The 25,433-nt window shown below is 67.3% G+C and carries 22 protein-coding genes; 14 read left to right on the top strand and 8 right to left on the bottom strand.

All coding sequences use genetic code 11. The features are described 5' to 3' along the window. Window positions 1-15: 15 nt before the first annotated feature. From WA983_RS06270 to WA983_RS06290, 5 genes are all read right to left on the bottom strand, one after another. Complete coding sequence (locus WA983_RS06270; protein WP_424246958.1) at window positions 16-1,647, bottom strand: methyl-accepting chemotaxis protein; 1,632 nt, start codon at window positions 1,645-1,647, stop codon at window positions 16-18. Between the two features lie 111 nt (window positions 1,648-1,758). Beyond that, window positions 1,759-3,036, bottom strand: coding sequence for a TRAP transporter large permease (locus WA983_RS06275; protein ID WP_424246960.1), 1,278 nt, complete (start codon window positions 3,034-3,036; stop codon window positions 1,759-1,761). Beyond that, window positions 3,033-3,575 (bottom strand): TRAP transporter small permease, encoded by a 543-nt coding sequence (locus WA983_RS06280; RefSeq protein ID WP_424246962.1) that lies wholly within the window; start codon window positions 3,573-3,575, stop codon window positions 3,033-3,035. The genes WA983_RS06275 and WA983_RS06280 overlap by 4 nt, the downstream gene beginning before the upstream one ends. A 155-nt stretch (window positions 3,576-3,730) precedes the next feature. Continuing rightward, entirely contained in the window at window positions 3,731-4,735 is a 1,005-nt protein-coding gene (locus WA983_RS06285) for a TRAP transporter substrate-binding protein (RefSeq protein ID WP_424246964.1), read from the bottom strand. Window positions 4,736-5,043: 308 nt separating this feature from the next. Beyond that, window positions 5,044-5,535: a hemerythrin domain-containing protein gene (locus WA983_RS06290; protein WP_424311744.1), complete on the bottom strand. Its 492-nt coding sequence runs from the start codon at window positions 5,533-5,535 to the stop codon at window positions 5,044-5,046. Window positions 5,536-5,737: 202 nt separating this feature from the next. Here WA983_RS06290 and WA983_RS06295 point away from each other — a divergent pair, with 202 nt between their 5' ends. From WA983_RS06295 to WA983_RS06310, 4 genes are all read left to right on the top strand, one after another. Next, window positions 5,738-6,511: an ABC transporter ATP-binding protein gene (locus WA983_RS06295; protein WP_424246967.1), complete on the top strand. Its 774-nt coding sequence runs from the start codon at window positions 5,738-5,740 to the stop codon at window positions 6,509-6,511. After that, window positions 6,508-7,503: an ABC transporter substrate-binding protein gene (locus WA983_RS06300; RefSeq protein ID WP_424246969.1), complete on the top strand. Its 996-nt coding sequence runs from the start codon at window positions 6,508-6,510 to the stop codon at window positions 7,501-7,503. The genes WA983_RS06295 and WA983_RS06300 overlap by 4 nt, the downstream gene beginning before the upstream one ends. A gap of 194 nt (window positions 7,504-7,697) precedes the next feature. Beyond that, window positions 7,698-8,426, top strand: a complete 729-nt coding sequence (locus WA983_RS06305) for an ABC transporter permease (RefSeq protein WP_424246975.1) — start codon at window positions 7,698-7,700, stop codon at window positions 8,424-8,426. A 31-nt stretch (window positions 8,427-8,457) separates the two neighbouring features. Further along, window positions 8,458-9,270, top strand: a complete 813-nt coding sequence (locus WA983_RS06310; RefSeq protein ID WP_424311745.1) for an ABC transporter substrate-binding protein — start codon at window positions 8,458-8,460, stop codon at window positions 9,268-9,270. Window positions 9,271-9,373: 103 nt separating this feature from the next. Here WA983_RS06310 and infA read toward each other — a convergent pair whose 3' ends face one another. Further along, the gene (infA, locus tag WA983_RS06315) at window positions 9,374-9,640 is read right to left on the bottom strand and encodes a translation initiation factor IF-1 (protein ID WP_424246972.1); all 267 of its coding nucleotides are present in this window, start codon (window positions 9,638-9,640) and stop codon (window positions 9,374-9,376) included. A gap of 327 nt (window positions 9,641-9,967) precedes the next feature. Here infA and WA983_RS06320 point away from each other — a divergent pair, with 327 nt between their 5' ends. Beyond that, window positions 9,968-10,876, top strand: coding sequence for a DMT family transporter (locus tag WA983_RS06320; protein WP_424311746.1), 909 nt, complete (start codon window positions 9,968-9,970; stop codon window positions 10,874-10,876). Beyond that, window positions 10,873-11,811 (top strand): DMT family transporter, encoded by a 939-nt coding sequence (locus WA983_RS06325; protein WP_424251406.1) that lies wholly within the window; start codon window positions 10,873-10,875, stop codon window positions 11,809-11,811. Before WA983_RS06320 ends, WA983_RS06325 begins: the two co-directional genes overlap by 4 nt. 30 nt (window positions 11,812-11,841) lie before the next feature. Here the strand turns inward: WA983_RS06325 and recJ are convergent, their stop codons facing one another. Beyond that, window positions 11,842-13,548 carry a single-stranded-DNA-specific exonuclease RecJ gene (gene recJ, locus WA983_RS06330; protein WP_424311747.1) on the bottom strand — a complete coding sequence of 569 codons (1,707 nt, stop codon included), beginning with the start codon at window positions 13,546-13,548 and terminating at the stop codon, window positions 11,842-11,844. Further along, the gene (locus WA983_RS06335; protein WP_424251267.1) at window positions 13,533-14,444 is read right to left on the bottom strand and encodes a hypothetical protein; all 912 of its coding nucleotides are present in this window, start codon (window positions 14,442-14,444) and stop codon (window positions 13,533-13,535) included. Before WA983_RS06335 ends, recJ begins: the two co-directional genes overlap by 16 nt. A gap of 41 nt (window positions 14,445-14,485) precedes the next feature. Between WA983_RS06335 and WA983_RS06340 the strand changes: the two genes are divergently transcribed. The 8 genes from WA983_RS06340 (at window position 14,486) to lpdA (ending at window position 25,338) form a co-directional block, all read left to right on the top strand. After that, the gene (locus WA983_RS06340; RefSeq protein WP_424251271.1) at window positions 14,486-15,757 is read left to right on the top strand and encodes a lipoprotein-releasing ABC transporter permease subunit; all 1,272 of its coding nucleotides are present in this window, start codon (window positions 14,486-14,488) and stop codon (window positions 15,755-15,757) included. Further along, on the top strand, window positions 15,750-16,460 hold the full coding sequence (locus WA983_RS06345) for an ABC transporter ATP-binding protein (protein WP_424251265.1): 711 nt from the start codon (window positions 15,750-15,752) through the stop codon (window positions 16,458-16,460). The genes WA983_RS06340 and WA983_RS06345 overlap by 8 nt, the downstream gene beginning before the upstream one ends. Window positions 16,461-16,487: 27 nt before the next feature. After that, window positions 16,488-17,327 carry a TatD family hydrolase gene (locus tag WA983_RS06350; RefSeq protein ID WP_424311748.1) on the top strand — a complete coding sequence of 280 codons (840 nt, stop codon included), beginning with the start codon at window positions 16,488-16,490 and terminating at the stop codon, window positions 17,325-17,327. 88 nt (window positions 17,328-17,415) lie between these two features. After that, the gene (locus WA983_RS06355) at window positions 17,416-20,109 is read left to right on the top strand and encodes a ComEC/Rec2 family competence protein (protein ID WP_424311749.1); all 2,694 of its coding nucleotides are present in this window, start codon (window positions 17,416-17,418) and stop codon (window positions 20,107-20,109) included. Between the two features lie 165 nt (window positions 20,110-20,274). Further along, window positions 20,275-21,507, top strand: a complete 1,233-nt coding sequence (locus WA983_RS06360; RefSeq protein WP_424247672.1) for a 3-methyl-2-oxobutanoate dehydrogenase (2-methylpropanoyl-transferring) subunit alpha — start codon at window positions 20,275-20,277, stop codon at window positions 21,505-21,507. Beyond that, window positions 21,504-22,547, top strand: coding sequence for an alpha-ketoacid dehydrogenase subunit beta (locus tag WA983_RS06365; protein ID WP_424247670.1), 1,044 nt, complete (start codon window positions 21,504-21,506; stop codon window positions 22,545-22,547). Before WA983_RS06360 ends, WA983_RS06365 begins: the two co-directional genes overlap by 4 nt. Next, window positions 22,547-23,923: a dihydrolipoamide acetyltransferase family protein gene (locus WA983_RS06370; RefSeq protein ID WP_424311750.1), complete on the top strand. Its 1,377-nt coding sequence runs from the start codon at window positions 22,547-22,549 to the stop codon at window positions 23,921-23,923. The genes WA983_RS06365 and WA983_RS06370 overlap by 1 nt, the downstream gene beginning before the upstream one ends. Before the next feature lie 5 nt (window positions 23,924-23,928). Further along, window positions 23,929-25,338: a dihydrolipoyl dehydrogenase gene (gene lpdA, locus WA983_RS06375; protein ID WP_424247666.1), complete on the top strand. Its 1,410-nt coding sequence runs from the start codon at window positions 23,929-23,931 to the stop codon at window positions 25,336-25,338. Window positions 25,339-25,433: the final 95 nt, after the last annotated feature.

Genomic DNA, 25,433 nt, shown 5'->3' on the forward strand with positions numbered 1-25,433 from the left:
CGCCACAGGCCTGAATCAGGCCGCCAGTCTGGCGGGGGCCTCGGCCGCTTCCAGCCTGAATTGCGTCAGCGTCCGGTGCAGATCCGTGACGCGGGACTGCTGTTCGGCCATCACTTGCGACGCGGCCTTGGCCTGTCGCGCGCCGCGTGCGCCGATGGCCTCCAGGCGACGCGCCGCCTGCGCCGTTTCGTGAATGGCCTGGGCCTGGGATTCGGTGGCGGCGGCGACTTCGTCCATGATCTGGCGGCCGCGACCGGTGGCCTGGACGGCCCGGTCCATGGCTGCGCGGGCTTCGGCGGCCAGATCGGCCCCCCGGCGGCTGTCGCGGATGGCTTCCTCGATCGTGGACTGGATCAGTCCGGCGGTCTGGTCGCAGCGCTGGGCCAGCGAGCGGACCTCGGCCGCGACGATGGCGAAGCCGCGCCCATGGGCGCCTGCGTGGGCGGCCTCGACGGCGGCGTTCAAGGCAAGGATGTTGGTCTGGAAGGCGATCTCGCCGATCTGCCGTGCGGCCTTCTCGACGCGCAGACCGCCTTGTGCGATGCCGTCCATGGCTTGCGCCAGCCGCGCGACGGTCTCGGCGCCCGTCCGGGCCTCGCGGTCGCCTTGCTCGCTCAGGTTCCGGGCCTCGATCGCCCGGTCGTGGTTGAGGCGGACGGTGTCGTCCAGGCTGTCCATGGCCGAGGCCATCTGTCCGGCCATGGCGCATTGGTCGTGGCTGTCGCCGAGCGCCATTTCCTGGCCGGAGGACAGGACGTCCACACCGGCATTGACGTGCGCGAAGTGGTCCGAGACCCGGCAGAGCGTGCGGTTCAGGCCCTGACGGATTCCTTCCAGTGCGTGCATCAGGTGTCCCATCTCGTCGCGGCCTGCGCCTTCGATGGGGATGGACAGATCGCCGGCCGCCAGATGGCCGGCCAGCGCCACGCTCCGGTCCAGGGGGCGTTTGACCGAGCGGTACAGGCTGCGCAGGGCCAGCATGCCGCACAGCAGCAGCGCCAGCACCGCGCCGACGGCAATGCGCCCGGCCATGCCGCCGTCGGCCGAGGCCCGGGCGACCCGTTGTTCCATGCGCTGCGCCTGTCGAGTGTCGAAGGCGTCGATCAGGGTGGTGATGTCTGCTTCCGCCTGGGTATATTGCTGGCTGAAGACCAGTGCCTTGGCGAGCAGGGCGTTGGGCAGGGCGATGCGGATGCCGCCCTGGCCATCGTCCAATTCGCCCTTGGCGGTGCCGATGGCTTCGCGCTGGGTGGCGGCCAGAGCCAGCAGCCGCGCATGGGCGTCTTCGAACAGGGCCAGTTCGTCTCCGTCGAGGCCGGCCTGCTGGAAGCGGGCGCGGGCATCGGCCTGGACGCCTCGGGCGTCGGGTGCGCGGCCCTCCAGAACGGCCAGGTGGTCCAGATAGCGCTGTTCGAATTCCGGCTGCTCGCTGGCGACGAAGGCGGCGGCGTCCCGGGACAGGGCGGCGGCCTGAGCCTGGTACCAGCCGGCCAACTGGCTGGCCTGGTAGCGCGCGGCCTCCGCGTCGCGCAAGGTGTCGGTCGTGCGCCGCAGATGGGTGACGGCACCCATGACCAGGCCGGCGCACAGCGCCAGCACGGTCATGAACAGGATGAAACGGGTCTTGAGTGTGAACGCAAACCGCATGCGGACAAATCCCTTTGATTGAGACGCCCGGGCCTGGAGGCCCGGGCTTGCGCAGGGATTATGGCGGTCGCGTGTGACAGTTGTATGTCGGCCACCGGGGCGGCCGGGGGCTCAGCCCAGCAGATTCGGCAGCCAGAGGCTGACGATCGGCACGTAGGTGATGAAGACCATGTAGGCCAGCAGGATCATCAGCCAGGGCAGAGCGGCGCGGATGACCTGGCCGATGCTCATTTTGGTGATGCCCGCCGTCACGAACAGGTTCAAGCCCACGGGTGGGGTGATCATGCCGATTTCCAGGTTGACCACCATGATGATGCCCAGGTGCACCGGATCGATGCCCAGTTGCATGGCGATGGGAAACAGGATCGGCGCCAGGATCAGGATGATGCCGGTCGGCTCCATGAAGGCGCCGGCCACCAGCAGCAGGATGTTGACCACGATCAGGAACTGCCAGTCGCTCATGTTCCAGGCGATGATCTGTTCGGCAATGGCCTGCGGGATGCGTTCGGTGGTCAGCACGTGGGCGAACAGCAGCGCGTTGGCGATGATGAACATCAGCATGATGGTCACCTTGGCCGCGTCGATCAGGACTTCGGGCACCTGCTTCATGCCGATGTCGCGGTAGACGAACACTGCGATGGCGAAGGCGTAGACGGCGGCCACGGCGGCGGCCTCGGTCGGGGTGAAGACCCCGCCGTAGATGCCGCCCAGGATGATGACGATCAGCAGCAGCCCCCAGATCGAGTCGCGCCCGGCGACCAGGACCTCGCCCAGACTGGCGCGCGGCTGGCGTGGCATGTTGCGCACGCGTGCGACGATGTAGATCGCCACCATCAGCACCAGGCCCAGCAGCAGCCCGGGGATCACACCGGCCATGAACAGCGCGCCGACCGAGGTTTCCGTGACCGCGCCGTAAACCACCATGACGATGGACGGCGGGATCAGGATGCCCAGGGTGCCGGCATTGCAGATCACCCCCGCAGCAAAGGACTGCGAGTAACCGGCGCGCACCATGCCGGCGATCACGATCGAACCCACGGCCACCACGGTGGCAGGCGATGAGCCCGAGACCGCGGCGAACAGCACGCAGGCCATCACCGAGGCGATTGCCAGGCCGCCGTGCAGGTGGCCGACCGTGGCGATGGCGAAGCGGATCATGCGTCGGGCCACGCCGCCGGTGGTCATGAAGGCGCCGGCCAGGATGAAGAAGGGGATGGCCATCAGGGTGAAGTGTTCGGAGGTCTCGTAGAGCTTGAGAGACAGCGAGGCCAGCGAGTCGTGGCCGAAGGTCATGATGGTCAACAGGGACGACAGGCCCAGGGCCACGGCCACGGGCATGCCGATGAACATGAAGACGAACAGCAGAATGAAAAGGGCTAGCGTGGTCATGCGGCGTCTCCCTTGGAATCGTTCTCGTCGAGGAGTTTCATGGCGTCAGCGACTTCGTCGCCCAGCAGAGAGGCATTGCCCCCGCGCAACAGATTCCACAGCACCTCGCCCAGGCGCCAGATGAGCAGGGCGTAGCCCAGCGGCAGCACGACGCGTGGCACCCATTGGGGAATCGGCAGGTCCTGCGCCATGATGCCGATGGTGTAGATCTTGTCGACGTAGATCCAGCCGCCGTAGATGACGATGGCCGCGTACAGGATGCACAGCAGGGTGCTGACGATGGCCAGCTTGTGGGCGGCGCGGGCGGGCAGGGCGCGCACCAGGGCGTCGACCCCGATGTGCGCGCCCACGCGCACACCGTAGGAGATGCCCAGAAAGATCAGGGCGCCGAAGAAGAACATGGTCAGTTCCAGCGCCCAGACGAAGCTGTAGTTGAAGACGTAGCGGGCCACGACCTGGGCGAAGGTCACCACGGTCATCGCGGCCAGGAGGAAGGCGATCAGGCCTTCCTCGATGTGTTCCAGCCATTTTTTCAGCATGGAAGGATCTCCTTTTCAGGATGGGTCCGGACACTGGGTAGTCCCTGCGGACTGCCCGGTGCCTGACGAATCCGAGCCGCATGCAAGCGGCGAGGTGGACGTGAAACGGCCGCTGGAGAGCGGCCGTGAATGGACGAGGGGTGTATCCCCGTGCCTTATTGCTGGTTCGAGGCGACGGCGGCGTCGATGATGTCCTTGCCGATCTGATCCTGGAACTTGTCCCAGACCGGGCGCATGGTGGTTCGCCAGGCGGCGACGTCTTCCTTGGACAGTTCCTGGATTTTCGCCTTGCCGGCATCGGCGATGCGCTGGCGGTCGCGGTCGTTGATGTCGGCGGCCAGCTTGTTGGCGTGTTCCGTGGCGCCCGCCATGGCCTTTTGCAGGCCGGCGCGCACGTCTTCGGGCAGGCCGTCCCACCAGCCGGAGTTGGTGATCACCATATAGTCCAGCGCACCGTGGTTGGTGACCGCGATGGTCTTCTGGACTTCATGCATCTTTTGCGAATAGATGTTGGACCAGGGATTTTCCGCGCCGTCCACCACACCGGTCTGCAGCGCCTGGTAGACCTCGGAGAAGGCCAGCTTCTGGGGGTTGGCGCCCAGTTGGCGGAATTGGGCTTCGAGCACGTCGGAGGACTGGATGCGGAACTTCAGGCCCTTGACGTCTTCGGGGCGGGTGAGCTTGTCCTTGTTGGTGGACAGTTGCTTCAGGCCGTTGTGCCAGTAGGCCAGGCCCTTGATGCCCTTGGACTTCATCGAATCCAGCAGTTCCTGACCCTTGGGGCCGCTCTGGAAGCGGTCCAGGGCAGCCATGTCGTCGAACATGAAGGGCAGGTCGAAGATCTGGATCTTCTTGGTGTAGCGGTCGAATTTCGCCAGCGAGGGGGCGATGATCTGCACGTCGCCCAGCAGCAGGGCTTCCATTTCCTTGCCGTCGCCAAAGAGCTGGGAGTTGGAGAACACCTGCACCTCGACCTTGCCCGGCAGAGCGGCTTCCGCCAGTTCCTTGAACTTGAGCGCGCCCTGGCCCTTGGGGGTGTTTTCAGCGACGACGTGGCTGAACTTGACGACGATGGGGGCGGCGTGAGCGGTGGCGGCGGCCAGTCCCAGGGTCAGGGACAGGCCGATAGCGGTGGCGATGCGGGTGGTCGCAAATTTCATTGGGGATATCTCCGGGGTTGGGATGCGTCATGCTGAAAATTCATGGCGTCTGGCTGATGGCCGACTGACTGAACGGCAGTTGAACGTGCGGAGTATAGACAGAAACGAATGGCACCGTCGACACGGGCAAACCATTAGAAGTGACCTTGCTTTGTGTCGGGTCAAGGCCGTGGAGACAGGGGCTTGGAAGATGAGGCCTCAAATGTTCAGGCACAGCGCGCTTCTCGGGGCAGGCATGCCTGGATAAGCGCGGGAAGACTGGTTGTTTCTTGATGTGTCGAATGAGGATCAGGTTGCGCATGATGGCCTCATGCGCCGTCATCGAGCCGGGCGCAATCAGCGGCCAGTTCGGCCAGGGCGGTGCCGTCCAACAGGCGGTCCGCCATCGGCAGCAGTTCCTCGTCTGCGCGTTTCAGCCAGGCCAGGGTGTCGTCCGCCCAGGCGGCGAGAGCGTCCCGGGCTGCCGGATTGGCTGGATCGTCCGGGGCGGTGCGCTCCAGCAGGCGGGCTGCCTGGTGCCAGCGCCGGTCCAGATCGGTGCGGCTCTGAGCCAGGCCGCCGGTCATGCCTTTCAGGCAGACGGCGTCCGATCCCGCCATGGATTCGATCAGCGCAGGAAACAGGCGCTGTTCCAGGATGTCGTGGGCGATGTGCGCCGGACCGTCGACCCAGGCGGCGAGGGCGGCGAAGTCGGCCGGGACGGCCGCGCCGCCGGCGGCGAGAGCCTGGAGACGCGTGCGTGTTTCGGCGTGGACGGCCAGCAACCGGGCGATCGGGTCCGGGGAGGACGGGCTGGACATTGGGGGCCTCCGGAGTGTGGGTTCCTTATCGTAGCGCTCTTGCAGGGACGGCACTGTGTCCGGACTCATTCCGCTCGGTCCCGAATCTTTATATTTCCATAAGGAATAATGAAATGGTGAACAAATCGTTGTTGCTCATTAAGGTGGGTCGTTAAAGTATCGAACATTATTAAACCGCTTCCTTTCCGGCGATTTTCTGCATATGAATCTTTCCTTCAAACAGGTTGAAAAGCACTTCGGCGATCTGCGGGTGGTCGAACGCTTCGAGCGTGAGATCGCCCCGGGGGAACTGGTGGCGCTGGTCGGCCCGTCGGGGTGCGGCAAGTCCACCCTGTTGCACATGGCGGCAGGCCTGGAAAAGCCTTCGTCCGGCCAGGTGCTGGTCGACGGCCAGCCGGTGCGCAAGCCCGATCCCAGCCGCATGCTGATGTTTCAGGAAAACGCACTGTATCCCTGGCTGACCCTGGTCCAGAACGTCGCCATGGCGCTGGAATTGCAGAAGGTGGGCCGGACCGAGGCTCAGCGCCAGGCACGGCTGTGGCTCGACAAGGTGCGGCTCAAGGGCTTCGAGGATTATTTCCCGCATCAGGTTTCGGGCGGCATGCGTCAGCGCTGCGCCCTGGCGCGTGCGTTCATCACGCACCCCGAGGTGCTGTTGCTGGACGAACCTTTCGGCGCGCTGGACGCGCTGACCCGCATGACGCTGCAGGACGCGCTGCGCACCTTGATCCGTGAAACCCGGCCCACGGTGCTGCTGGTGACCCACGATGTGGACGAGGCGCTGTTCCTGGCCGACCGTATCCTGGTCTTCAGCGCCCGGCCGTCGCGCGTGCTGAAGGAATTTCACCTGTCGGACGCTGAAAAGACCCACGACCTGTCGAACTTTTCCGCCATGCGCCGGGAAATCCTGGGCCTGCTGGGTATCGTCGACGACACCGGACACTCCACTTTCATCCCCGAGGAACTTGCAGCATGAAACTGAATCGTTTTCTGATTCCCCTGGCCGCTGCGCTGGCGCTGGCGTCCCAGGCGCAGGCCGCCGAACCCTTCAAGGTCGGCTACATCCGTGTCATGGACGACGCCCAGGCCATCGCTGCCTACGAAGGCAAGTTCTATGAAAAGCAGGGGCTGGACGTGCAACTGGTCGAGTTCAAGTCGGGCACCGACCTGATCAAGGCCATCGTCGGCGGCCAGCTCGACACCGGCGTGCTGGGCTTCACCAACGCGGCTTCCTGGTCCTCGCGTGGCGCGGATCTGAAGGTCGTGGGCGGTGCGCAGCAGGGCTTTCATGCGTTGGTGGTGCGTGAAGACACGGGCATCCAGGACGTGGCCGGCCTGAAGGGCCACACCCTGGCCTCGCAGAAAGAAGGCAGCACGGCCGATACGGTGCTGCGCGGCGTGGTGCTGAAGAACGCGGGTCTGACACCCGAAGACGTGACGGTCATGGGGGTGAGCCCGCAGGTGGCCGTGCAGTCCCTGGTCGGCAAGCGCGTGGATGCGGCCTTTCTGTTCGAGCCCCAGGCCAGCATCGCCCAACTGATCGCGCCGGTGAAGCAGATTTACGAGATCGGCGAAGTCTGGCCCTTTCCCTGCATGGTGACGATCACCTCTGGCGAGACCCTGAAGAACAAGAAGGATCTGGTCTGGAAGTCTCTGGACGCCCAGCGCGAGGCCATCGATCTGCTGCAGAAAAAGCCCGATGAAGCCGCCAGGCTGATTGCCGGTTACTTCATCGCCGAGCCGACGCTCAAGACACTGAAGCACGGCGAGGTGCCGCGCGAACAGATCATCAGCAAGGCGATCCAGACCCAGACCTTCAACGCTGCGTTGACACCGCAGGACCTGTCGCGCATGCAGGAAGTGGCTGACATCATGCAGGCCCAGGGCGCCTTGAAGACCCAGGACGGCAAGCCCTACGAGGTGAAGTCCATCGTCGATCTGGACTGGCAGCAGGCCCGCAAGCTGTGATGTGTGGGGCGGCCGGGTGCGATAATGGCACCCCGCCACCAGGGTCTTGTCCGCGTCATGCCGTTTGCAGCAGCGCGTGAGCAGACCTGAATATCCCGATGGCCGGGTCAGGGATTCCCTGATACCCGGCCATGTCATGCCTGGAATCCATGAGTAAAAAACAACGTCTTTCTCCCGCTGCCCGCAAGCTGGCCATGCTGATCGCCATTGCAGCCATTCTGTTGTTCTGGCAGATGGCCGCCTGGACCCTGCCGGACTTTCTGATGCCGGGCGTACCCAAAGTGCTGGAGCGCGTGTGGCAGGACATCCAGACCGCCGAGTTCCGCGCCACCTTGGCCGGCAGCATGGGTCGGCTGGGCGTGGGCTACGGCTTTGCGTTGCTGTTCGGCATCGGCTTTGGCCTGGCCGGCGGGCTGCTGCTGTTCTTCCGCGAGGTTCTGAAGGCCGCCATCATCATCCTGCAATCGATTCCGTCGATCGCCTGGGTGCCGTTGTTCCTCATTTTGATGGGTTTTGGCAACGTGCCCATCATCGTCGTGATTGCGCTGGCGGCGTTCTTCCCGGCGGCCCTGTCGGTCATGAATGCGACCGAGAGCGTGTTGCAGACCCATGTGTCGGCTGCGCGCGTCATGGGGGCCAACCCCTGGGACATGGTGCGGCGTGTCTATCTGCCCGCCGTCATGCCCGAACTCATCACCGGCGCCCAACTGGCCTTTGGCAACGCCTGGCGGGCGCTGATCTCGGCCGAAATGCTGATCGGTTTCGGTCAGGGACTGGGGCGTTCGCTGGCCTACGCGGGTGAAACCGCGGACATGGTGGGCGTGATGGCCAACATCCTGACCATCGCCATCCTGGCGACGCTGATCGATCAGGTCTTCCTGGAAAACATCAAGCGCAAAGTGCTGCGCTATCAATACGTGTGAGGACCGGCAGGCCGCCGGGGCGTGCAACGTCATGAAGGACTTAGCCCATTCATCTCTTAGGTCCGGCCTGCTGGCCGGGTTGGTGGCCGCTACGCTGGCGATGCCCGGGGCCGCCGCTGCGGCGTCCACGGATCCCGCGCCCCTGCCCGCCGCGGGCGATGGCTGGCGTCTGGGCGTGGCCGAGGTGCCTGCGCCTCATGCGGCAGGCGCCAAGGTCCGCACCACGGCCCGTATCGAGGTCCTGGCGGGGCAACTGGGGCAGGGCGGTGCGCCCCTGCAGGCGGTGGCTGCGGCGCAAGCCGCGCAGCAACTCGCCGATGGTGCGCTGGATGCCTGGGTGGGCGTGTGGCCCGATGAAGACGCGTCGCCAGAGGGTGTGCGCGCCACGCGGCTGGCCTGGTCGGCCGCCCCCATGGCGATCATGCGTACCGATACCGATATTCATGCCTGGTCCGACCTGAGCGGTCGGACCGTGTGCCTGAGCGCGGACGGCCGTGTGTCCGGCGAACTGTCGGCGCGCTTTGGCGCGATCGAGCAGATCTACGCTTCGGCGGCTGATGCCTTGCTGGCCCTGCGGGTTGGTCAGTGCGACGCGGCGGTGCAGGACGAAGACTTCATGAAGCAGTTGCTGACGTTTCCGGAGTGGCGCAAGTTTTCGGCGCAACTGGCGCCTTATCGGACTCAGGCCTTGACGCGGCTGATGCGCGACGACCTGTCGGCGCCGCGCAAGGCGGCCGTGCGCCAGGCCACCTCGGCCGAGCGCGTGCGCGAACTGGCGCGCCAGCAGGCCCGGGACATCGCCTTCGAGGTCTACCTGGACCAGACGGTGCCGGACTGCCACTGAAATTTTCTGGGAAAGCGGGTGGACGCTGACGCGCCGCCGTATGCGCAGGGCGCGGACCTGGATCGGCCGCGCCGGGTGTCGCCGGATCAGGACCGGCGATGGATCAGGACCGGCGGCGGGGAGCCGGAGCGTTGCCGGTGCCGGGACCGCGGTTCAGGTGACGGAAGGTGATGCGGCCTTTCGTCAGGTCGTAGGGCGACATTTCCAGGGTGACCTGGTCGCCCGCCAGAATGCGGATGTGGTGCTTGCGCATCTTGCCGCCGGTGTAGGCGATGACCGGATGCCCATTGTCCAGGGTCACGCGGAAACGGGAGTCCGGCAGGACTTCCGTCACGGACCCGTGCATTTCGAGCAGTTCTTCTTTAGCCATTGTGTGTGCTCCGGTGAGGGGACAAAAGATCAGCGGGCATGCGCTTCGCCGGTGGCCAGGCGTGGCATGCGGATGGGGTCTTGAAGACGATCAGATCCGGGCAGGGGTGAAACCCCCCGAGGGGACGGCGGAATGAATCCCGCGTAGACTGGCAAAAGAAAAAGCCAGCATTGAAAACCGCTGATTATCAAACACTTAATGATAAGGCTTGAAGCATCATCATGTCAAGAAATCAGGACTGAATCAGGACTCAATCAGGGGCTGTACGGTCGTGCGGGGAACCGGTGCGGTTAGAATTCCCGCTGACCCTCTGTTTTCCAAGTCCGCATGAACGAACGATTGAGCCCCGGCACGGTGGCCTTGCTGCTGGTTCCGCCCCTGTTGTGGGCGGGCAACGCAGTCGTCGGCCGGGCGGTGGCCGAGATGGTGCCGCCGCTGACCCTGAACTTCCTGCGCTGGGCGTTGGCGCTGCTGCTGCTCCTGCCCCTGGGCCATGAGGTGTTGCGCGCCGGCAGCACCATCTGGCGGGAATGGCGGCGCTACGCCGTGCTGGGCCTGCTGGGGGTGGGGCTCTACAACTCGTTGCAATATCTGGCCTTGCACACCTCGACGCCGATGAACGTGACGCTGGTGGCGGCCAGCATGCCCGTGTGGATGCTGATCGTGGGCCGGGTGTTTCACGGCGTGGCGATCCGGCCGGCTCAGGTGGCAGGATCGGCGCTGTCTCTGGTGGGGGTCGCCGTGGTGCTGTCCCAGGGCGATTGGAATCAGTTGCTGGCGCTGCGTTTCGTGGCCGGGGATCTGCTGATGGTGCTGGCCACCATCATCTGGGCTTTTTATAGCTGGCAATTGACCCGGGTCCCGGCGGATGCGCCCGTGCGGGCGCATTGGGCCGGCTTTCTGCTGGGACAAGTGCTCTACGGCGCGGTCTGGTCGGGCCTGTTCGCGGTGCTGGAGTGGGGGCTGACGGACTGGCGGATCGACTGGGGCTGGCCCCTGGCGCTGACCGTGGCTTTCGTCGCCATCGGCCCGGCCATCATCGCCTTTCGCTGCTGGGGCGCGGGGGTGCAGCGCGTCGGCCCGACGCTGGCGGGCTTCTTCAACAACCTGACGCCCTTGTTCGCGGCCGTGTTGTCGCTGAGCCTGCTGGGCGAAACACCCCGGCTTTTCCATGCGCTGGCCTTCGCCCTGATCATCGGCGGCATCGTATTGTCGTCGCGGCAGCCGCGCGCATGAGTGTGAGTGCCCGGGAGAGCGAAGGGGCGCCGCTGCTGTCCTACGGCTGCCTGGCGGCCAGCATGTTCGTGGTCGGTGCCTGCGTGGCTCTGAGCAAACCTTTGGCTGCGGTGTTTCCCGTTTTCCTGCTGGGGTGGCTGCGCTTCGGCATCGGTGGCGCGAGCATGCTGCATTGGCTGCGCCGGCCGGCCGCCGAACCTGCGCCCACGCCGCGTGTGCGTCTGCTGGTGTTTCTGGAAGCCTTCATCGGCAGCTTTCTGTTCACGGTCTTCATGGTGCTGGGTGTCAGCTACAGCGGCGCCGTGGCCGCCGGGGTCGTGATGTCGGCCATCCCGGCCGCGATTGCGGTGCTCAGCCGGGTGGTGTTGCGCGAGGCGATCCGCCCCCGGGTGCTGGTGGCCATTGCTTGCGCAGTGTCGGGCATTGCACTGCTGGCCTTGATCCGGCCCGAATCCGGAGACAGTCTGGGGCCAGGTGTCGGATCTGAACACTGGCTGGGCTATGCGTTGCTGTTCGGTGCGGTTTTGTGCGAAGCCTGCTATGCCGTGATCGGCAAGCGCCTGACGGCCGTGTTGTCGGCGCGGCGCATCAGCGCTTTGATGAATCTGTGGGGCTTCGTGCTGATGCTGCCGGCAGGCGCCTGGGCGGCCTGGCGTTTCGATTTTGGCATGGTGTCCTGGGCGGTGTGGGGGCTGTTGCTGTTCTACGGTCTGGCGTCGAGCTGGACCGTCTGGCTGTGGATGACGGGCCTGCGCCGGGTGCAGGCCTCGCGGGCCGGGGTGTTCACCGTGATGTTGCCAATCGGTTCGGCCTGCGTCGGTGTCTGGATGCTGGGCGAGCCTTTCGGCGGCCCGCAGGCCCTGGCCTTCGGCCTGGCCCTGGCGGGTCTGCTCTTGGCCGCCTGGCCTGCGCAGTCGGGGCGCGCGGCGGGCTGAGCCAGGCCGCCGACGGTCTGGCGGGCCTTGTCAGGCCGCGTCCCGGGCATCCTCGATCAGGAGTTGCACGCTGCTGTGGCCCCCCCAGGTGTTGCAATCCAGCCGGTAGACGGCTTCGATGGTGTCCGGCAAGGGTTCCGCGTGATTGAACCAGATGGCGTCGAGGCGCAGGCCGTCGCGTTCCAGGAACAGCTTCAGGTGCTTGTCCTTCAGCAGACGTTGATGCAGGACACGGAAACGATCCTGGAATAACGGTGGCGGAAATCCGGCGCCCCAGATCTGGTCGGCCAGCAGCCCGGCGGTTTCCACGGTCAGGTAGTCCGGTTCCAGCGACCCGTCGGTGTCCAGACGCGGTTCGAAGGATTCGCGTCCGCCCAGAGTGCGGACGGCCTCATCGAACTGCTGCGCAAAATCGTCGAAGGCGGCAGCTTTGAGGGTCAGGCCCGCCGCCATGGCGTGGCCGCCGAATTGCAGGATGGCGCCCGGCAGGCGTTTGCTGACCAGGTCCAGCACGTCGCGCAGATGGATCTCGGGGATCGAACGGCCCGAGCCGCGCAGGGTGTCGCCATCGTCCGGCGCGAAGGCCAGTGCAGGGCGCCAGTAGGTTTCCTTCAGGCGCGAGGCCACCAGGCCGATCACGCCCGGGTGCCAGCCGGGTTGCCAGACGCAGACGCTGGCGGCGCGGGTTTCCTGAGCGTGCGTGTCCAGGTGCGCCAGGGCCTCGTCGCGCATGACGGTTTCCCGGACTCTGCGTTCGCGGTTGATTTCGTCCAGCGCCCGGGCCAGTTCGAGCGCGCGGCCGGGGTCGTCTTCCAGCAGACAGTGAATACCCAGGCTCATGTCGGCCATGCGGCCGGCGGCGTTGATGCGCGGCCCCAGGGCGAAGCCCAGATCGTCCGTGCCGGCCCGAGACGGATCGCGGCCGGCGACTTCGAACAGCGCGGCCAGCCCGGCCTGCATCCGGCCCTGGCGGATACGCCGCAGCCCCTGGCCGACCAGCAGCCGGTTGTTGGCGTCCAGGCGCACCACGTCGGCCACCGTGCCCAGGGCCACCAGGTCGGCGTAGGATTCGAGCCTGGGTCCGCCCTTGGGCGGCAGGGCGCCGCGCGCGCGCAGCGCGGCGCGCAGGGAAAGCATGACATAGAAGATCACCCCCACGCCCGCCAGATGCTTGGAGGGAAAGCCGCAGCCCGTCTGGTTGGGGTTGACGATGGCCAGGGCGTCGGGCAGTTCGGGACCGGGCAGGTGGTGGTCGGTGACGATGACCTCGATCCCGGCGGCGCGTGCCGCTGCGACGCCTTCCAGGCTGGCGATGCCGTTGTCCACCGTCACCAGCAGATCGGGCTTGCCGGCCGGATGGCGGCAGGCCAGTTCAACCACGGCCGGGGACAGGCCGTAGCCGGTCTCGAAGCGGTTGGGGACCAGGAAGTCGACCCGCGCGCCCATGTCGCGCAGGGCGCGCACGGCCACGGCGCAGGCCGTGGCGCCGTCGCAGTCGTAGTCGGCCACGATCAGCAGCCGTTGTCCGGCCTGGATGGCGTCGGCCAGCAGTTCGCCGGCTTGGGCGACATGACTGAGTCTGTTCGGAGGAATCAGCGCGGCCCATTCGGTCGGGCCGGCCTGCTCCAGCCCGCGGGCGGCCCATAGGCGAGCCAGCAGAGGATGGGCGCCGGCTTGCATCAGGGCCCGGGTCCGGGCCGCATCGGCGGCACGCGCAAGGATCAGCGGTTGCACCACCAGCGCCTCCAGTCGAGCGGACGCAGGCGCCGCAGCCAGCCTGCGCGCGTGTCCAGTTCCACAGTCTGTTCGCGTCCGGTCAGCACCAGGGTCGGTGCGGTGCCGGCCAGGGGCGCGAAGCGGTGTTGTTCCAGGTTCGCCAGCGCCTCGATCCAGCCACCCCAGTCCTGGGCGGCGGCGTAAGGCTGCAGCGCGGTTTCGATCCTCAGATCGTCCGGCAACGGACGGCTCAACTGGCTGCGCCGCGCGCCGCCGTACAGCCACAGGCTGTTGATCGGGGCCAGACCGTCCTGTTGTCGCTGCTGGTTGACCGGATGTTCGAACCAGGCCATCTGCAGGCCGTTGACCAGGCGCCGCCAGGGCCGTGCCACCGGGTCCTGCGGCCACCAGTCGTTGACGGCGCTGACGGCGACCAGCGCCGGACTGGCGCAGGCCAGATGGATGGGTTCGGGCCAGCGCACCCGCCAGGTGTCGGGGGTGTCCGGTGTCAGGATGATGCCGCTGTCCTCGATCAGTTCGCGGGCCGATTCCAGCAGGGCGGCGGATTGTTCGGCCGTGATCGCCAGTGTGTCGGCCGGCAGCAGGGCTGCGCCGTCGCGCGAGGGCGCCATATGGATCAATTCCGCCAGCCAGACCGGTGCGTCATCCGTGCCGGACAGGCGCAGCGGCCCCAGACCTGCGCTAATATGCTCCTCTTGTGCTGGCGCGAATCCGCGCGCCTGGAGCAGCCAGTGTTCCAGCGGCATACACCAGGATTCGGCGGCCGGACAGGCCGTCGATCGGGGCGTGCCAAGGCCCAGCCAGCGGGCCAGGGTGGGGGCGCGTTGCGCCAGATGAGGCGCCAGCTCGGCGGCCACCTCGGGTTCGGGCAAGGCCCCGGGTATCACGATGTGCATGGCGGAATTGTAGGGTCAATCGGACAAGGATGACGATACGCATGGCGTATGAATGGTGGATAGGGGCGCGCTACGCGGGCCTGGCCCGCGCGGGACGGGGCGGACGCCGGGGCGACCGCTTCGTGTCCTTCGTGGCGGCCAGTTCCATGGCGGGCATTGGGCTGGGGGTGGCGGCCCTGATCATCGTCCTGTCGGTGATGAACGGCTTTCAGACCCAGGTGCGCGACCGCATGCTGTCGGTGCTGCCGCACATCGAACTGTACGTGCCGGGCACCGGTCACGAGCAGGTGCTGGAACATTGGCACGACCTGGCCAACGCCGCCCGCCAGGACCCGGCGGTCCGGGGCGCGGCACCGTTCGTCGCGGCCCAGGGCATGCTGGCGCGCGGACAGGGCCTGAGCGGCGTCCAGGTGCGTGGCATCGATCCGACCATCGAGCCGGAGGTGTCCGATCTGGCCGGCCAGATGAGCACAGGCACGCTCAAGAGCCTGACGCCGGGTTCCTTCAACATGGTGGTGGGCAGCCAGATCGCCCAGTCCCTGGGCCTGAACGTCGGCGACACGGCTTTGCTGCTTGCGCCTCAGGGCTCGATCTCGCCGGCCGGTTTTTCGCCGCGCATGCGCCAGTTCACCGTGTCGGGGATCTTTTCCTCGGGCTATTACGAATATGACGCCTCGTTGGTGTTCGTCGACGTGCAGGATGCCGCCAAGGTGTTCCGCGACAGCGGCGTCAGCGGTGTGCGCCTGCGCATCGCCGACATGCAGCGCGCGCCCCAGGTGGCGCATGCGCTGCTGGGCCGGATGCCGGCGGGCGTGCGGGCCATGGACTGGACCCAGAACAACCGCACCTGGTTCGCCGCCGTGCAGACCGAGAAGCGCATGATGTTCCTGATCCTGACGCTGATCGTGGCGGTGGCGGCCTTCAATCTGCTGTCCTCGCTGGTGATGGCGGTCAAGGACAAGCGTTCGGACATCGCCATCCTGCGTACCCTGGGAGCCACGCCGGCCGAGATCGCGCGCATCTTCCTGATCCAGGGCGCCCTGATCGGTGTGGTGGGCACACTGGCGGGCGTCGCCCTGGGCACGCTGATTGCGTACAACGTGGACGTGATCGTTCCCTGGATCGAGGGCCTGCTGGGCATCCAGTTCCTGCCGCAGCAGATTTATTTCATCAGCGAACTGCCGTCCAACCCCCAGTTGGGCGACATCGCCGTGATCGGCGGCACGTCCCTGATCCTGTCCCTGCTGGCCACGCTGTACCCCAGCTGGCGGGCATCCCGTCTGCAACCCGCCCGAGTGCTGCGCCATGACTGATTCCGTTGTCGCCGACGCCGTGCTGCGCGCCGAGCGCCTGGCCAAGACCTATGACGAGGGCGCCGGACGGGTCGAGGTCCTGCGGGACGTCAGCCTGGCCGTCCATGCCCATGAAATGGTCGCCGTCATCGGGGCCTCGGGATCGGGCAAGAGCACGCTGCTGCACGTGCTGGGCCTGCTGGACGAGCCGGACGAAGGGCGCTTGTGGATTGCCGGCCAGGCCGCCACGGGGCTGGACGAGCGTCGCCGCAGCCGCTTGCGCAACCAGGCCCTGGGCTTCGTCTATCAGTTCCACCACCTGCTGCCGGAATTCACCGCGCTGGACAATGTGGCCATGCCCCTGATCGTGCGTCGCTGCACGCGCCCCGAGGCCCGGGAGCAGGCGGCCGCGATGCTCGATCAGGTCGGTCTGTCCGCTCGGGCCGCGCACTTCCCGGGCCAGTTGTCGGGCGGTGAACGCCAGCGTGTGGCCCTGGCGCGGGCGCTGGTGACGCAGCCGGCCTGCGTGCTGGCCGACGAACCGACCGGCAATCTGGACCGCCATACGGCCGCCGCCATGTTCGATCTGCTGGCCCGTATCAATCAGGACCTGGGTACGGCCTTCGTCATCGTCACCCACGATCCGGCGCTGGCGGCCCTGGCGCACCGGCGCTTCCACATGGAGGCGGGGCGGCTCGCCGAAGACACGGCAGAGGCCGGGTAGGGCGCGGGCTGTTCACACGGAGTTCCCATGCTGATCGATACCCACTGCCATCTGGACGCCCCTGAATTCGACGCGGACCGGGCGGCCGTGATCGAACGGGCGCGGCGGGCGGGTGTCCGGGGTATCGTGGTCCCGGCAGTCATGCGCGCCAACTTCACGGTCGTGCGGGACCTGGCGCATGCCACGCCGGGCGTCTGCTATGCCTTGGGTATCCACCCGCTGTACGTCGATCGGGCCAGCGAGGACGATCTGGACGCGCTGGACGCGGCGCTGGCGGCGGCGCGGGACGACCCCAAGCTGGTGGCAATCGGCGAGATCGGGCTGGATTTTTTTGTTGCGGCGGTCAATACGCCGGAGCTGCGCGTGCGCCAGGAACAGTTCTACACACGCCAGCTCGACCTGGCGCAACGTCACGGCCTGCCGGTGCTGCTGCACGTGCGCCGGTCCCAGGACACCTTGCTCAAGCACTTGCGCCGCCGCCCGCAGATCGGCGGCATCGCCCATGCCTTCAACGGCAGTTTCCAGCAGGCCGGGCAGTTCCTCGGGCTGGGTTTCGCGCTGGGGCTGGGTGGTGCCATGACCTTCGAGCGCGCCCTGCAGATCCGCCGTCTGGCGACTGAGTTGCCCGCCGGGGCCCTGGTGCTGGAGACCGATGCGCCCGACATCCCGCCCGCCTGGTTGGGGCGCGGCCCGGATGGTCGGCCGCAACCGGCGCGCAACGAACCGGCGGAAGTGGCCGGGATCGCCCGCGTCCTGGCCGAGTTGCGCGGCCTCGATGCCGAGGCATTGACCGCGCAGTGCGCCGCCAATGCCCGCCGGGTACTGCCCCGGCTGGCGATGGTGCTGGGCGAAGCCGGCACTGCGTAGTTTCCCGCCTGGACAGCAATGCGCGTGAGGCGTCGCGGCGGTCTGTTCACCCCCTAAGCTGAAGCAGGGTTCGTTTCGGGGGGATCGCATGCTTGGGCGCGCGATGGCGGCGGCGGGGCTGACTGGTGTGCTCGGTGCCCACCGTCTGGCCGATCTGCCGGGTGGCGGCACATTGGCACTGGTGTCTGGTCTGCTGGGGCTGGCCTCGTGGGGGATGTGGCGCGCAGGGCGCCGCGCAGCGGGGCGGCTGGGGGTGGCCGGCCGCCGGATCGATCCGGCGGGGCCGGTCGAAGAAAGCGGGTCAGGTCCAGCGCGTGGATTCGTCCTGCTGCGTGTGGCTATCCTGTGCCTGTTGAGCGCCTGGGCGGGTTTCGTGTTGACGGTATGGTGCGCCCAGGCGCGCCTGGATCAGACGCTGGCCGATGGCAATGTGGACCGGGTATCGCGCGTGACGTTGCGCGTCGACAGCTTGCCCCGGTTGCAGCCGGACCAGTTGGCTTTCGAGGCTGTGGTGCTGGACGCCCGGCCTGGTGGTGTCCCGGAGCGTATCCGGGTGCGCTGGCCGGCCGGTGGCTGGCGCGGTCCTTATGCGCCTGCGCGGCCGCCCGATCCGCCGTTTCCCGAGGTGCGCCCCGGCCAGGTCTGGCGCATGGCCCTGGTGCTGCGGCCAGTGCGCGCCGCGCAGAATCTGCATGCTTTCGATTACGAGGCCCATGCCTTCGCTGCCGGTATTCGCGCGCAGGGCACGGTGCGGGGTGCGCCGGAGTGGCTGCGGGATGAAGACTGGGCCGGCCTGTCCGTCGTTGCCGGGCGCGCGCGCCATGCGGTGCGCGTGGCCATGGCCCCTTACCTGGAGAACCTGCGCTACGGGCCGGTGCTGCGGGCCCTGGCCATCGGCGACCAGGACGGCGTGGACGATGCCGACTGGACGGTCTTCAACCGCACTGGCATCACCCATCTGGTTTCCATCAGCGGTTCGCACATCACCCTGCTGGCCGGAGCGGGTGCGTTGGCGGTGTCGGCCCTGTGGCGCCGTCTGCGCTGGCGCGGCCGTTGCCTGGCAGAGCGCTGGCCGGCCCGCCGGGCGGGTGCCGTTGCGGCGCTGCTGGTCGCCTGGCTGTATTGCCTGCTGGCGGGCTGGGGGGTCCCCGCGCGGCGCACCTTCATGATGCTGGCGGTGGTGGCGGGCGCCCAGGCACTGCAACTGCGCATCAGCGGTTCGCGGGTGCTGGCCCTGGCAGCCGTGGCCGTGGTTGCAACGGATCCCTGGTCCGTGCTGGCAGGCGGGTTTTGGCTGTCGTTTCTGGCGGTGGCCGTGCTGTTGGCGGTTGGGGCGAGGGCGCAAGCGGTGGTCGAATCCGGTGCGGCGGCCCGCGCCGATCCGGCGCAGGGCACGTCGGGAAACGCGGTGCAGCCTGCGCCCGGGCCCGAGCGGCGGCGCGATCGCTGGTTGCGCGGCCTGAAACTCGCGGCGCGTTTGCAGTGGGCGGTCACCTGGGCCCTGGCGCCGCTGCTGGCCTGGACCTTTCACGAAGTCTCGCTGATTTCTCCGCTGACCAATGCCTATGCCATTCCGGTCATCGAGTTGCTGGTCACGCCCCTGTCGCTGCTGCTGGCCGCCGTGGCGCTCGCACCGGGCCTGGAGCCCGTCGCCGCCGGCCTGTCCTGGCTGGCGCATGGGGCGCTGAGCCTGATGATGTGGCCGACCGAATGGCTGGCCGCCTTGCCCGCCTGGCCCGTGCCCGCCGGGCCTGCGTGGGTGTATGCGCTGGCGATGGCCGGCGTGGCGGTGGCGCTCTGGCCAGGGGGCGGGCACGGGGCGGCGGCCCTCGTCGGCTGGAAGCGGGGCGGGCATCGGGCAGCGTCGTTTTGGATGGCCCTGTGCGGCCGCCATCGTGCCTGGGCCTGGATGGCGCTGCTGCCGATGCTGCTGTGGCCGCAGGACAGCCCCGGTGAAGGGGAATGGGATCTGCACGCGCTGGACGTCGGACAGGGCAGTGCGCTGCTGGTCCGTACGGCGCGGCACACCCTGCTGTTCGACGCGGGTGCGCGCCATGCGCGGGATGCCGACGAGGGCGCCCGTACGATCGTTCCGGCCCTGAAAGCCCTGGGGGTGCGCCGCCTGGATGCGCTGGTCGTGTCTCACGCCGACCTGGACCATGCCGGCGGGGTGCGCAGCGCACTGGCGGCGGTGCCCGTGGTGCAGGCCTTCAGTTCCTTCGATCTGGAGCCCTGGTTGAATGCCGAAACCCGCAAGCTGGGTGCGGAGCACACGCCACTGCCTCAGGCGGCGGTCCCGTGCCGCTTCGGTGACCGTTGGCGCATGGATGGAGTCGAATTCGAATTTCTCTGGCCACTGGACGTGCGCGCCCGCCGCACGGGTGTCGAGGCCAACGCCGGAAGCTGTGTGCTGCGGGTGCGAGGCGCGCATCACAGCGTGCTGCTGACCGGCGACATCGAACTGCGCACCGAGATGGCCCTGGTCGAACGCGGCCTGACGCCGGTGGACGTGGTCGTGGCCGCGCACCACGGCTCGCGCACGTCCTCGTCCGCCGCCTTCGTCGATACCGTGGCGACGCGGCACGTGATCTTCCAGGCGGGCGCCTGGAACCGCCACGGTCATCCGGACGCCGCCGTGCTGGATCGCTGGCATCGATCCGGTTCGGCCCTCTGGCGCACGGATGTGCAAGGCGGGGTAAATGCCCGGTCGCGCGGCACCGGCTTGACGATGTACAGTGTTCTGGAGTCGTCCCGTCGTTATTGGCACGGACGGCGCCCGTAGGGATATCGTGAACGGATCCCTAGTGGTTTTCGCGGTCTTGCGCGAGAGCGCGGGATCGGCGATGATCCGGCAGCCGTCCATAAGACGACTGTGGTCCTTGTGAAAACGCCTGGCATCCAGGGGGGTTCAAAGGGCTTGTGAAAAATCCAAAAGATTTTTGCGACCATGACACAGACACCTCTGAAGTTCTACGTGCCCGAGCCCTCGGGGCGTCCCGGTCAGGAAACCGACTTTTCCTATCTGCGCCTGCAGCCTGCAGGGGCCGCGCGCAAACCTCCCATCGACATCACCCCTTACGACACCCGCGACCTGGCCATGGGGCTGATCCGCGTGCTCGACGATCAGGACGAGGCTCAGGGCCCCTGGGCCGAAGACCCGCCGGACGACGAATTGCTGCGCCGGGGCTTGAGCGCCATGGTCAAGACGCGCATCTTCGATGCCCGCATGGTCATCGCCCAGCGCCAGAAGAAGACCTCGTTCTACATGCAGTGTCTGGGCGAGGAGGCCATCGCCATCGGCCAATCGCTGGCGCTGCGCGACGGCGACATGCATTTTCCGTCCTATCGCCAGCAGGGCCTGCTCATCGCGCAGGACTATCCCCTGTTCGACATGCTGTGCCAGATCTTTTCCAACGACAAGGATCCGCTGAAAGGCCGCCAGTTGCCGGTGCTGTATTCGGTGCCGGAAAAAGGCTTTTTCACCTTGTCGGGCAATCTGGGTACGCAGATGCCCCAGGCGGTCGGCTGGGCCATGGCCTCGGCGATCAAGGGTGACACCCGCATCGCCTGCGGCTGGATCGGTGACGGCGCCACGGCCGAATCCGACTACCAGACGGCGCTGCTGTTTGCACACGTGTACCGGGCACCGGTGATCCTCAACGTGATCAACAACCAATGGGCCATCTCCACCTTCCAGTCCGTCGCGGGCGGCGAGGGCATCACCCTGGCGGCGCGCGGCATCGGCTCGAACGTGGCCTCGCTGCGGGTGGATGGCAACGATTTCCTGGCCGTGTACGCCGTGTCCCGCTGGGCCGCCGAACGGGCGCGCAACAACCACGGCGCCACGTTGATCGAATGGGTCAGCTACCGGGCCGGGCCGCACTCCACCTCCGATGATCCGTCCAAATACCGGCCGGCCGACGATTGGTCGCGCTTCCCGCTGGGCGACCCGATCACGCGCTTGAAGGCATACATGATCAAGCGCGGCATCTGGTCTGAACAGGAACACCAGGCGCTGCAGAAAGACTGCGAGGCCGAGGTCGTCGCCGCACAGAAAAGGGCCGAAGCCCATGGCACGATGGCGACGGGGCGCACCAGCAGCGTCGCGACCATGTTCGAGGACATCTACAAGGACATGCCGGAGCACCTGCGCCGGCAGCGCCAGGAACTGGGGGTATGAGCATGGCACAGGAAAAGGGCAAGACCCGTCCCATGACGATGATCCAGGCCTTGCGCTCGGCCATGGACGTGATGCTGGAACGGGATGACAACGTCGTCGTCTTCGGCGAGGACGTGGGCTATTTCGGCGGCGTGTTCCGCTGCACCGAAGGCCTGCAGGCCAAGTACGGCTCTTCGCGTGTGTTCGACGCGCCCATTTCTGAAAGCGGCATCGTGGCGGCGGCCATCGGCATGGGGGCCTACGGCCTGCGGCCGGTGGTCGAGATCCAGTTCGCCGACTATTTCTACCCGGCAGCCGACCAGATCTTCTCCGAGGCGGCGCGTCTGCGCTACCGCTCGGCGGGCGGCTATACCGCGCCGCTGACGATCCGCATGCCCTGCGGCGGCGGGATCTTCGGCGGCCAGACCCACAGCCAGAGTCCGGAGGCCCTGTTCACGCACGTCGCCGGCCTGCGCACGGTCATGCCGTCCAACCCCTACGACGCCAAGGGCCTGCTGATCAGCTCCATCGAAAATGACGATCCGGTCATCTTCCTGGAGCCCAAGCGCCTGTACAACGGCCCCTTCGACGGCCATCACGACCAGCCCGTCGTGCCCTGGTCCAAGCACCCGCTGGGCAATGTCCCCGAGGGCTACTACACCGTGCCGCTGGACGTGGCCTCGCTCTACCGCGAAGGCCGGGAACTGACCGTGCTGACCTACGGCACCATGGTGTACGTGGCCGAGGTCGCCGCCCGCGAGGCCGGCATCGAGGCCGACATCCTCGACCTGCGCAGCCTCTGGCCGCTGGACATGGACGCGATCCTGAATTCGGTGCGCAAGACCGGCCGCTGCGTGGTGCTGCACGAGGCCACCCGCACCAGCGGCTTCGGCGCCGAACTGTGCGCCCTGGTCCAGGAGCATTGTTTCTATCATCTGGAGGCCCCGGTGGAACGCATCACGGGGTGGGACACGCCATATCCCCATTCGCACGAATGGGCTTATTTTCCCGGCCCCAAGCGGGTCGCGGAGGCGTTCAAGCGCGTGTTCCGGGAGGCATAATGGGTATCCACATCATCAAGATGCCGGACATCGGCGAAGGCATCGCAGAAGTCGAACTGGTTGAATGGCACGTCCAAGCGGGCGATGCCGTGGTCGAGGACCAGATCCTGGCCGACGTCATGACCGACAAGGCCACCGTCCAGGTGCCGTCCCCGGTGCATGGGCGTGTCGTGTCTCTGGGCGGCAAGGTCGGCGACGTCATGGCGGTGGGTTCGGAACTCATTCGCCTGGAGGTCGAGGGCGAGGGCAATGAAGGCATGATCGGGGCGACGTCCCGGGCGGCCTCGGCGCCTGCGGCCGTTGCAGCCTCGGCGCCCGCCGCGCCGCAACCCGAGCCTGCATTCCGGCCCGAACCCCGGCCTGAATTCGTCGAGTCCCGTCCCGCAGATCGGGCGTCGGCCCCGGCGGGGGCCGAACATGAGTCCGATTCGGTGCCCGTTGCGCGCGGCGGTCAGGCCATGCATGCGGCCTCGCATGCTCCGTCGCGGCCCGAAGGGCAGCGTCCGCTGGCTTCACCGGCCGTGCGCCGCCGTGCCTGGGACCTGGGCATCACCCTGCAGTACGTGCCGGGCACCGGCCCCGCCGGCCGGATCACGCACGGCGATCTGGACGCCTGGCTGGCGCGCGATCGCAATGCGACCTCGAACCGCACCACCGGGGCGCTCTACGCATCCCACGACGAGGAAACCGAAGTCCCCGTCATCGGCCTGCGGCGCAAGATCGCCCAGAAGATGCAGGAATCCAAACGACGCATTCCGCATTTCACCTACGTCGAGGAAATCGACGTGACCGAACTGGAATCGCTGCGCGCGCGTCTGAACGCCCTGCACGGCACCCGGCGCGGCAAGCTGACCCTGCTGCCGTTCCTGGCGCGCGCCATGGTGCTGGCTCTGCGCGAATTCCCGCAGATCAACGCCCGCTACGATGATGAGGCGGGGGTGGTGACCCAGTATGGGGCGGTGCACCTGGGCGTGGCGGCGCAGACGCCGTCGGGCCTGATGGTGCCGGTGCTGCATCATGCCGAGACGCTGGATCTCTGGTCTTGCGCGGCGGAAGTCGCGCGCCTGGCCGAGGCTGCCCGACAGGGCAAGGCGGCGCGCGACGAACTGACGGGTTCGACCATCACCCTGACCAGCCTGGGGCCTTTGGGCGGCATCGTGTCCACGCCCGTCATCAACCATCCGGAGGTTGCCATCGTCGGCGTCAACCGCGTGGTCGAACGCCCGGTCTTCCAGGAAGGCCGGGTCGTGGCGCGCAAGCTCATGAACCTGTCCTCGTCTTTCGATCACCGCGTGGTCGACGGCATGCATGCCGCCGAGTTCATCCAGTGCATCCGGCGTTATCTGGAGTGCCCGGCGCTCTTGTTCGTGGAGTAAGCAGCATGTCCAATCCCATCAATACGACTTTGCTCATCATCGGTGGCGGCCCCGGCGGCTACGTGGCCGCCATCCGCGCCGGCCAGTTGGGCATTCCCACCGTGCTGGTCGAAGGCGCCGCCCTGGGCGGCACCTGCCTGAACATCGGCTGCATCCCGTCCAAGGCGTTGATCCATGTGGCCGAGCAGTTCCACGCTCTGCAAGGCTATGCCGGCGATTCGCCGCTGGGCATCCGCGCCCAGGCGCCGGAACTCGACCTGGCGCGCAGCGTTGCCTGGAAGGACGGCATCGTCAAGAAACTCACCACGGGCGTGGGCGCGCTGCTGAAAAAGCACAAGGTCACGGTCGTCCAGGGCTGGGCGCGCATCGTCGACGGCAAGACCGTGGATGTCGATCCCGTCGTCAAGGGCAAGGCCGGCGCGCCCCAGCGCATCCGCTGCGAACACCTGCTGCTCGCCACGGGTTCGGAGCCCGTTGCGCTGCCCTTCATGCCCTTCGGCGGCCCGGTGATTTCCTCGACCGAGGCCCTGTCGCCCAAAAAATTGCCGAAATCCCTGGCCATCGTCGGCGCGGGCTACATCGGCCTGGAGCTGGGCATCGTCTACCGCAAGCTGGGTGTGAAGGTCGATGTGATCGAGGCCCAGGACCGCATCCTGCCCGTCTACGATGCCGATCTGGTCAGGCCGGTGCATGCCGCGCTGAAATCCCTGGGCGTCGGCCTGCACTTGCAGACCCAGGTCCTGGGCCTGGCCGAGGACGTCAAGGGCCTGCGGGTCCAGTCGGGCAAGACAGAAGGCGTCCTGCCCGCGCAGCAAGTACTGGTGGCCGTCGGCCGCAAGCCCCGCAGCCGGGGCTTCGGGCTCAGTTCCCTGATGCTCGACATGGACGGTCTGGCGGTGCGTGTGGACGACCGTTGCCGCACTTCCATGAGCGGGGTCTGGGCCATTGGCGACCTGACGGGCGAGCCCATGCTGGCGCATCGCGCCATGGCACAAGGCGAGTGCGTGGCCGAGCAGATCGCCGGCCATACGCGGCGCTTCGTGCCGGCGGCGATCCCGGCGGTGTGCTTCACCGACCCGGAGGTCGTCACGGCGGGCTTGTCGCCGCAGCAGGCGGCCCAGGCGGGCATCGACGCCATCGACGCGTCCTTCCCGCTGGCAGCCAACGGCCGGGCGATGACGCTGGAGTCCACCGACGGCTTCGTGCGGGTGGTGGCGCGGCGCGACAACCACCTGATCCTGGGCTGGCAGGCCGTGGGGCGGGGCGTGTCGGAATTCGCCGCCGCCTTCGGCCAGTCCATCGAGATGGGCGCGCGGCTGGAAGATGTCGGCCACACGATCCACGCCCATCCGACCCAGGGCGAGGCGATCCAGGAAGCCGCCTTGCGGGCGCTGGGGCAGGCGCTGCATATCTGACGAGCCGAAGCCCTGGCCGCGCCGCCGGACCGGCGGCGCGGCCTGATTCCATGCGTCCGGACGGCACCATGTTTAAATAAGGAGTCCGTTCGACT

Origin of the sequence: Castellaniella sp., assembly GCF_049650445.1 — a bacterium.
Taxonomy (GTDB): domain Bacteria; phylum Pseudomonadota; class Gammaproteobacteria; order Burkholderiales; family Burkholderiaceae_B; genus Castellaniella.

Bases quoted from the DNA above. Each gene is read 5' to 3' on its own strand.
- lpdA (WP_424247666.1), top strand. From the start codon at position 23,929: ATGTCCAATCCCATCAATACGACTTTGCTCATCATCGGTGGCGGCCCC.
- WA983_RS06335 (WP_424251267.1), bottom strand. From the start codon at position 14,444: ATGCACATCGTGATACCCGGGGCCTTGCCCGAACCCGAGGTGGCCGCC.
- infA (WP_424246972.1), bottom strand. From the start codon at position 9,640: ATGGCTAAAGAAGAACTGCTCGAAATGCACGGGTCCGTGACGGAAGTC.
- WA983_RS06300 (WP_424246969.1), top strand. From the start codon at position 6,508: ATGAAACTGAATCGTTTTCTGATTCCCCTGGCCGCTGCGCTGGCGCTG.
- WA983_RS06305 (WP_424246975.1), top strand. From the start codon at position 7,698: ATGCTGATCGCCATTGCAGCCATTCTGTTGTTCTGGCAGATGGCCGCC.
- WA983_RS06285 (WP_424246964.1), bottom strand. From the start codon at position 4,735: ATGAAATTTGCGACCACCCGCATCGCCACCGCTATCGGCCTGTCCCTG.
- WA983_RS06350 (WP_424311748.1), top strand. From the start codon at position 16,488: ATGCTGATCGATACCCACTGCCATCTGGACGCCCCTGAATTCGACGCG.
- WA983_RS06365 (WP_424247670.1), top strand. From the start codon at position 21,504: ATGAGCATGGCACAGGAAAAGGGCAAGACCCGTCCCATGACGATGATC.
- WA983_RS06360 (WP_424247672.1), top strand. From the start codon at position 20,275: ATGACACAGACACCTCTGAAGTTCTACGTGCCCGAGCCCTCGGGGCGT.
- WA983_RS06290 (WP_424311744.1), bottom strand. From the start codon at position 5,535: ATGTCCAGCCCGTCCTCCCCGGACCCGATCGCCCGGTTGCTGGCCGTC.
- WA983_RS06325 (WP_424251406.1), top strand. From the start codon at position 10,873: ATGAGTGTGAGTGCCCGGGAGAGCGAAGGGGCGCCGCTGCTGTCCTAC.
- WA983_RS06270 (WP_424246958.1), bottom strand. From the start codon at position 1,647: ATGCGGTTTGCGTTCACACTCAAGACCCGTTTCATCCTGTTCATGACC.
- WA983_RS06310 (WP_424311745.1), top strand. From the start codon at position 8,458: ATGAAGGACTTAGCCCATTCATCTCTTAGGTCCGGCCTGCTGGCCGGG.
- WA983_RS06320 (WP_424311746.1), top strand. From the start codon at position 9,968: ATGAACGAACGATTGAGCCCCGGCACGGTGGCCTTGCTGCTGGTTCCG.
- WA983_RS06280 (WP_424246962.1), bottom strand. From the start codon at position 3,575: ATGCTGAAAAAATGGCTGGAACACATCGAGGAAGGCCTGATCGCCTTC.
- WA983_RS06345 (WP_424251265.1), top strand. From the start codon at position 15,750: ATGACTGATTCCGTTGTCGCCGACGCCGTGCTGCGCGCCGAGCGCCTG.
- WA983_RS06355 (WP_424311749.1), top strand. From the start codon at position 17,416: ATGCTTGGGCGCGCGATGGCGGCGGCGGGGCTGACTGGTGTGCTCGGT.
- WA983_RS06370 (WP_424311750.1), top strand. From the start codon at position 22,547: ATGGGTATCCACATCATCAAGATGCCGGACATCGGCGAAGGCATCGCA.
- WA983_RS06295 (WP_424246967.1), top strand. From the start codon at position 5,738: ATGAATCTTTCCTTCAAACAGGTTGAAAAGCACTTCGGCGATCTGCGG.
- WA983_RS06275 (WP_424246960.1), bottom strand. From the start codon at position 3,036: ATGACCACGCTAGCCCTTTTCATTCTGCTGTTCGTCTTCATGTTCATC.
- WA983_RS06340 (WP_424251271.1), top strand. From the start codon at position 14,486: ATGGCGTATGAATGGTGGATAGGGGCGCGCTACGCGGGCCTGGCCCGC.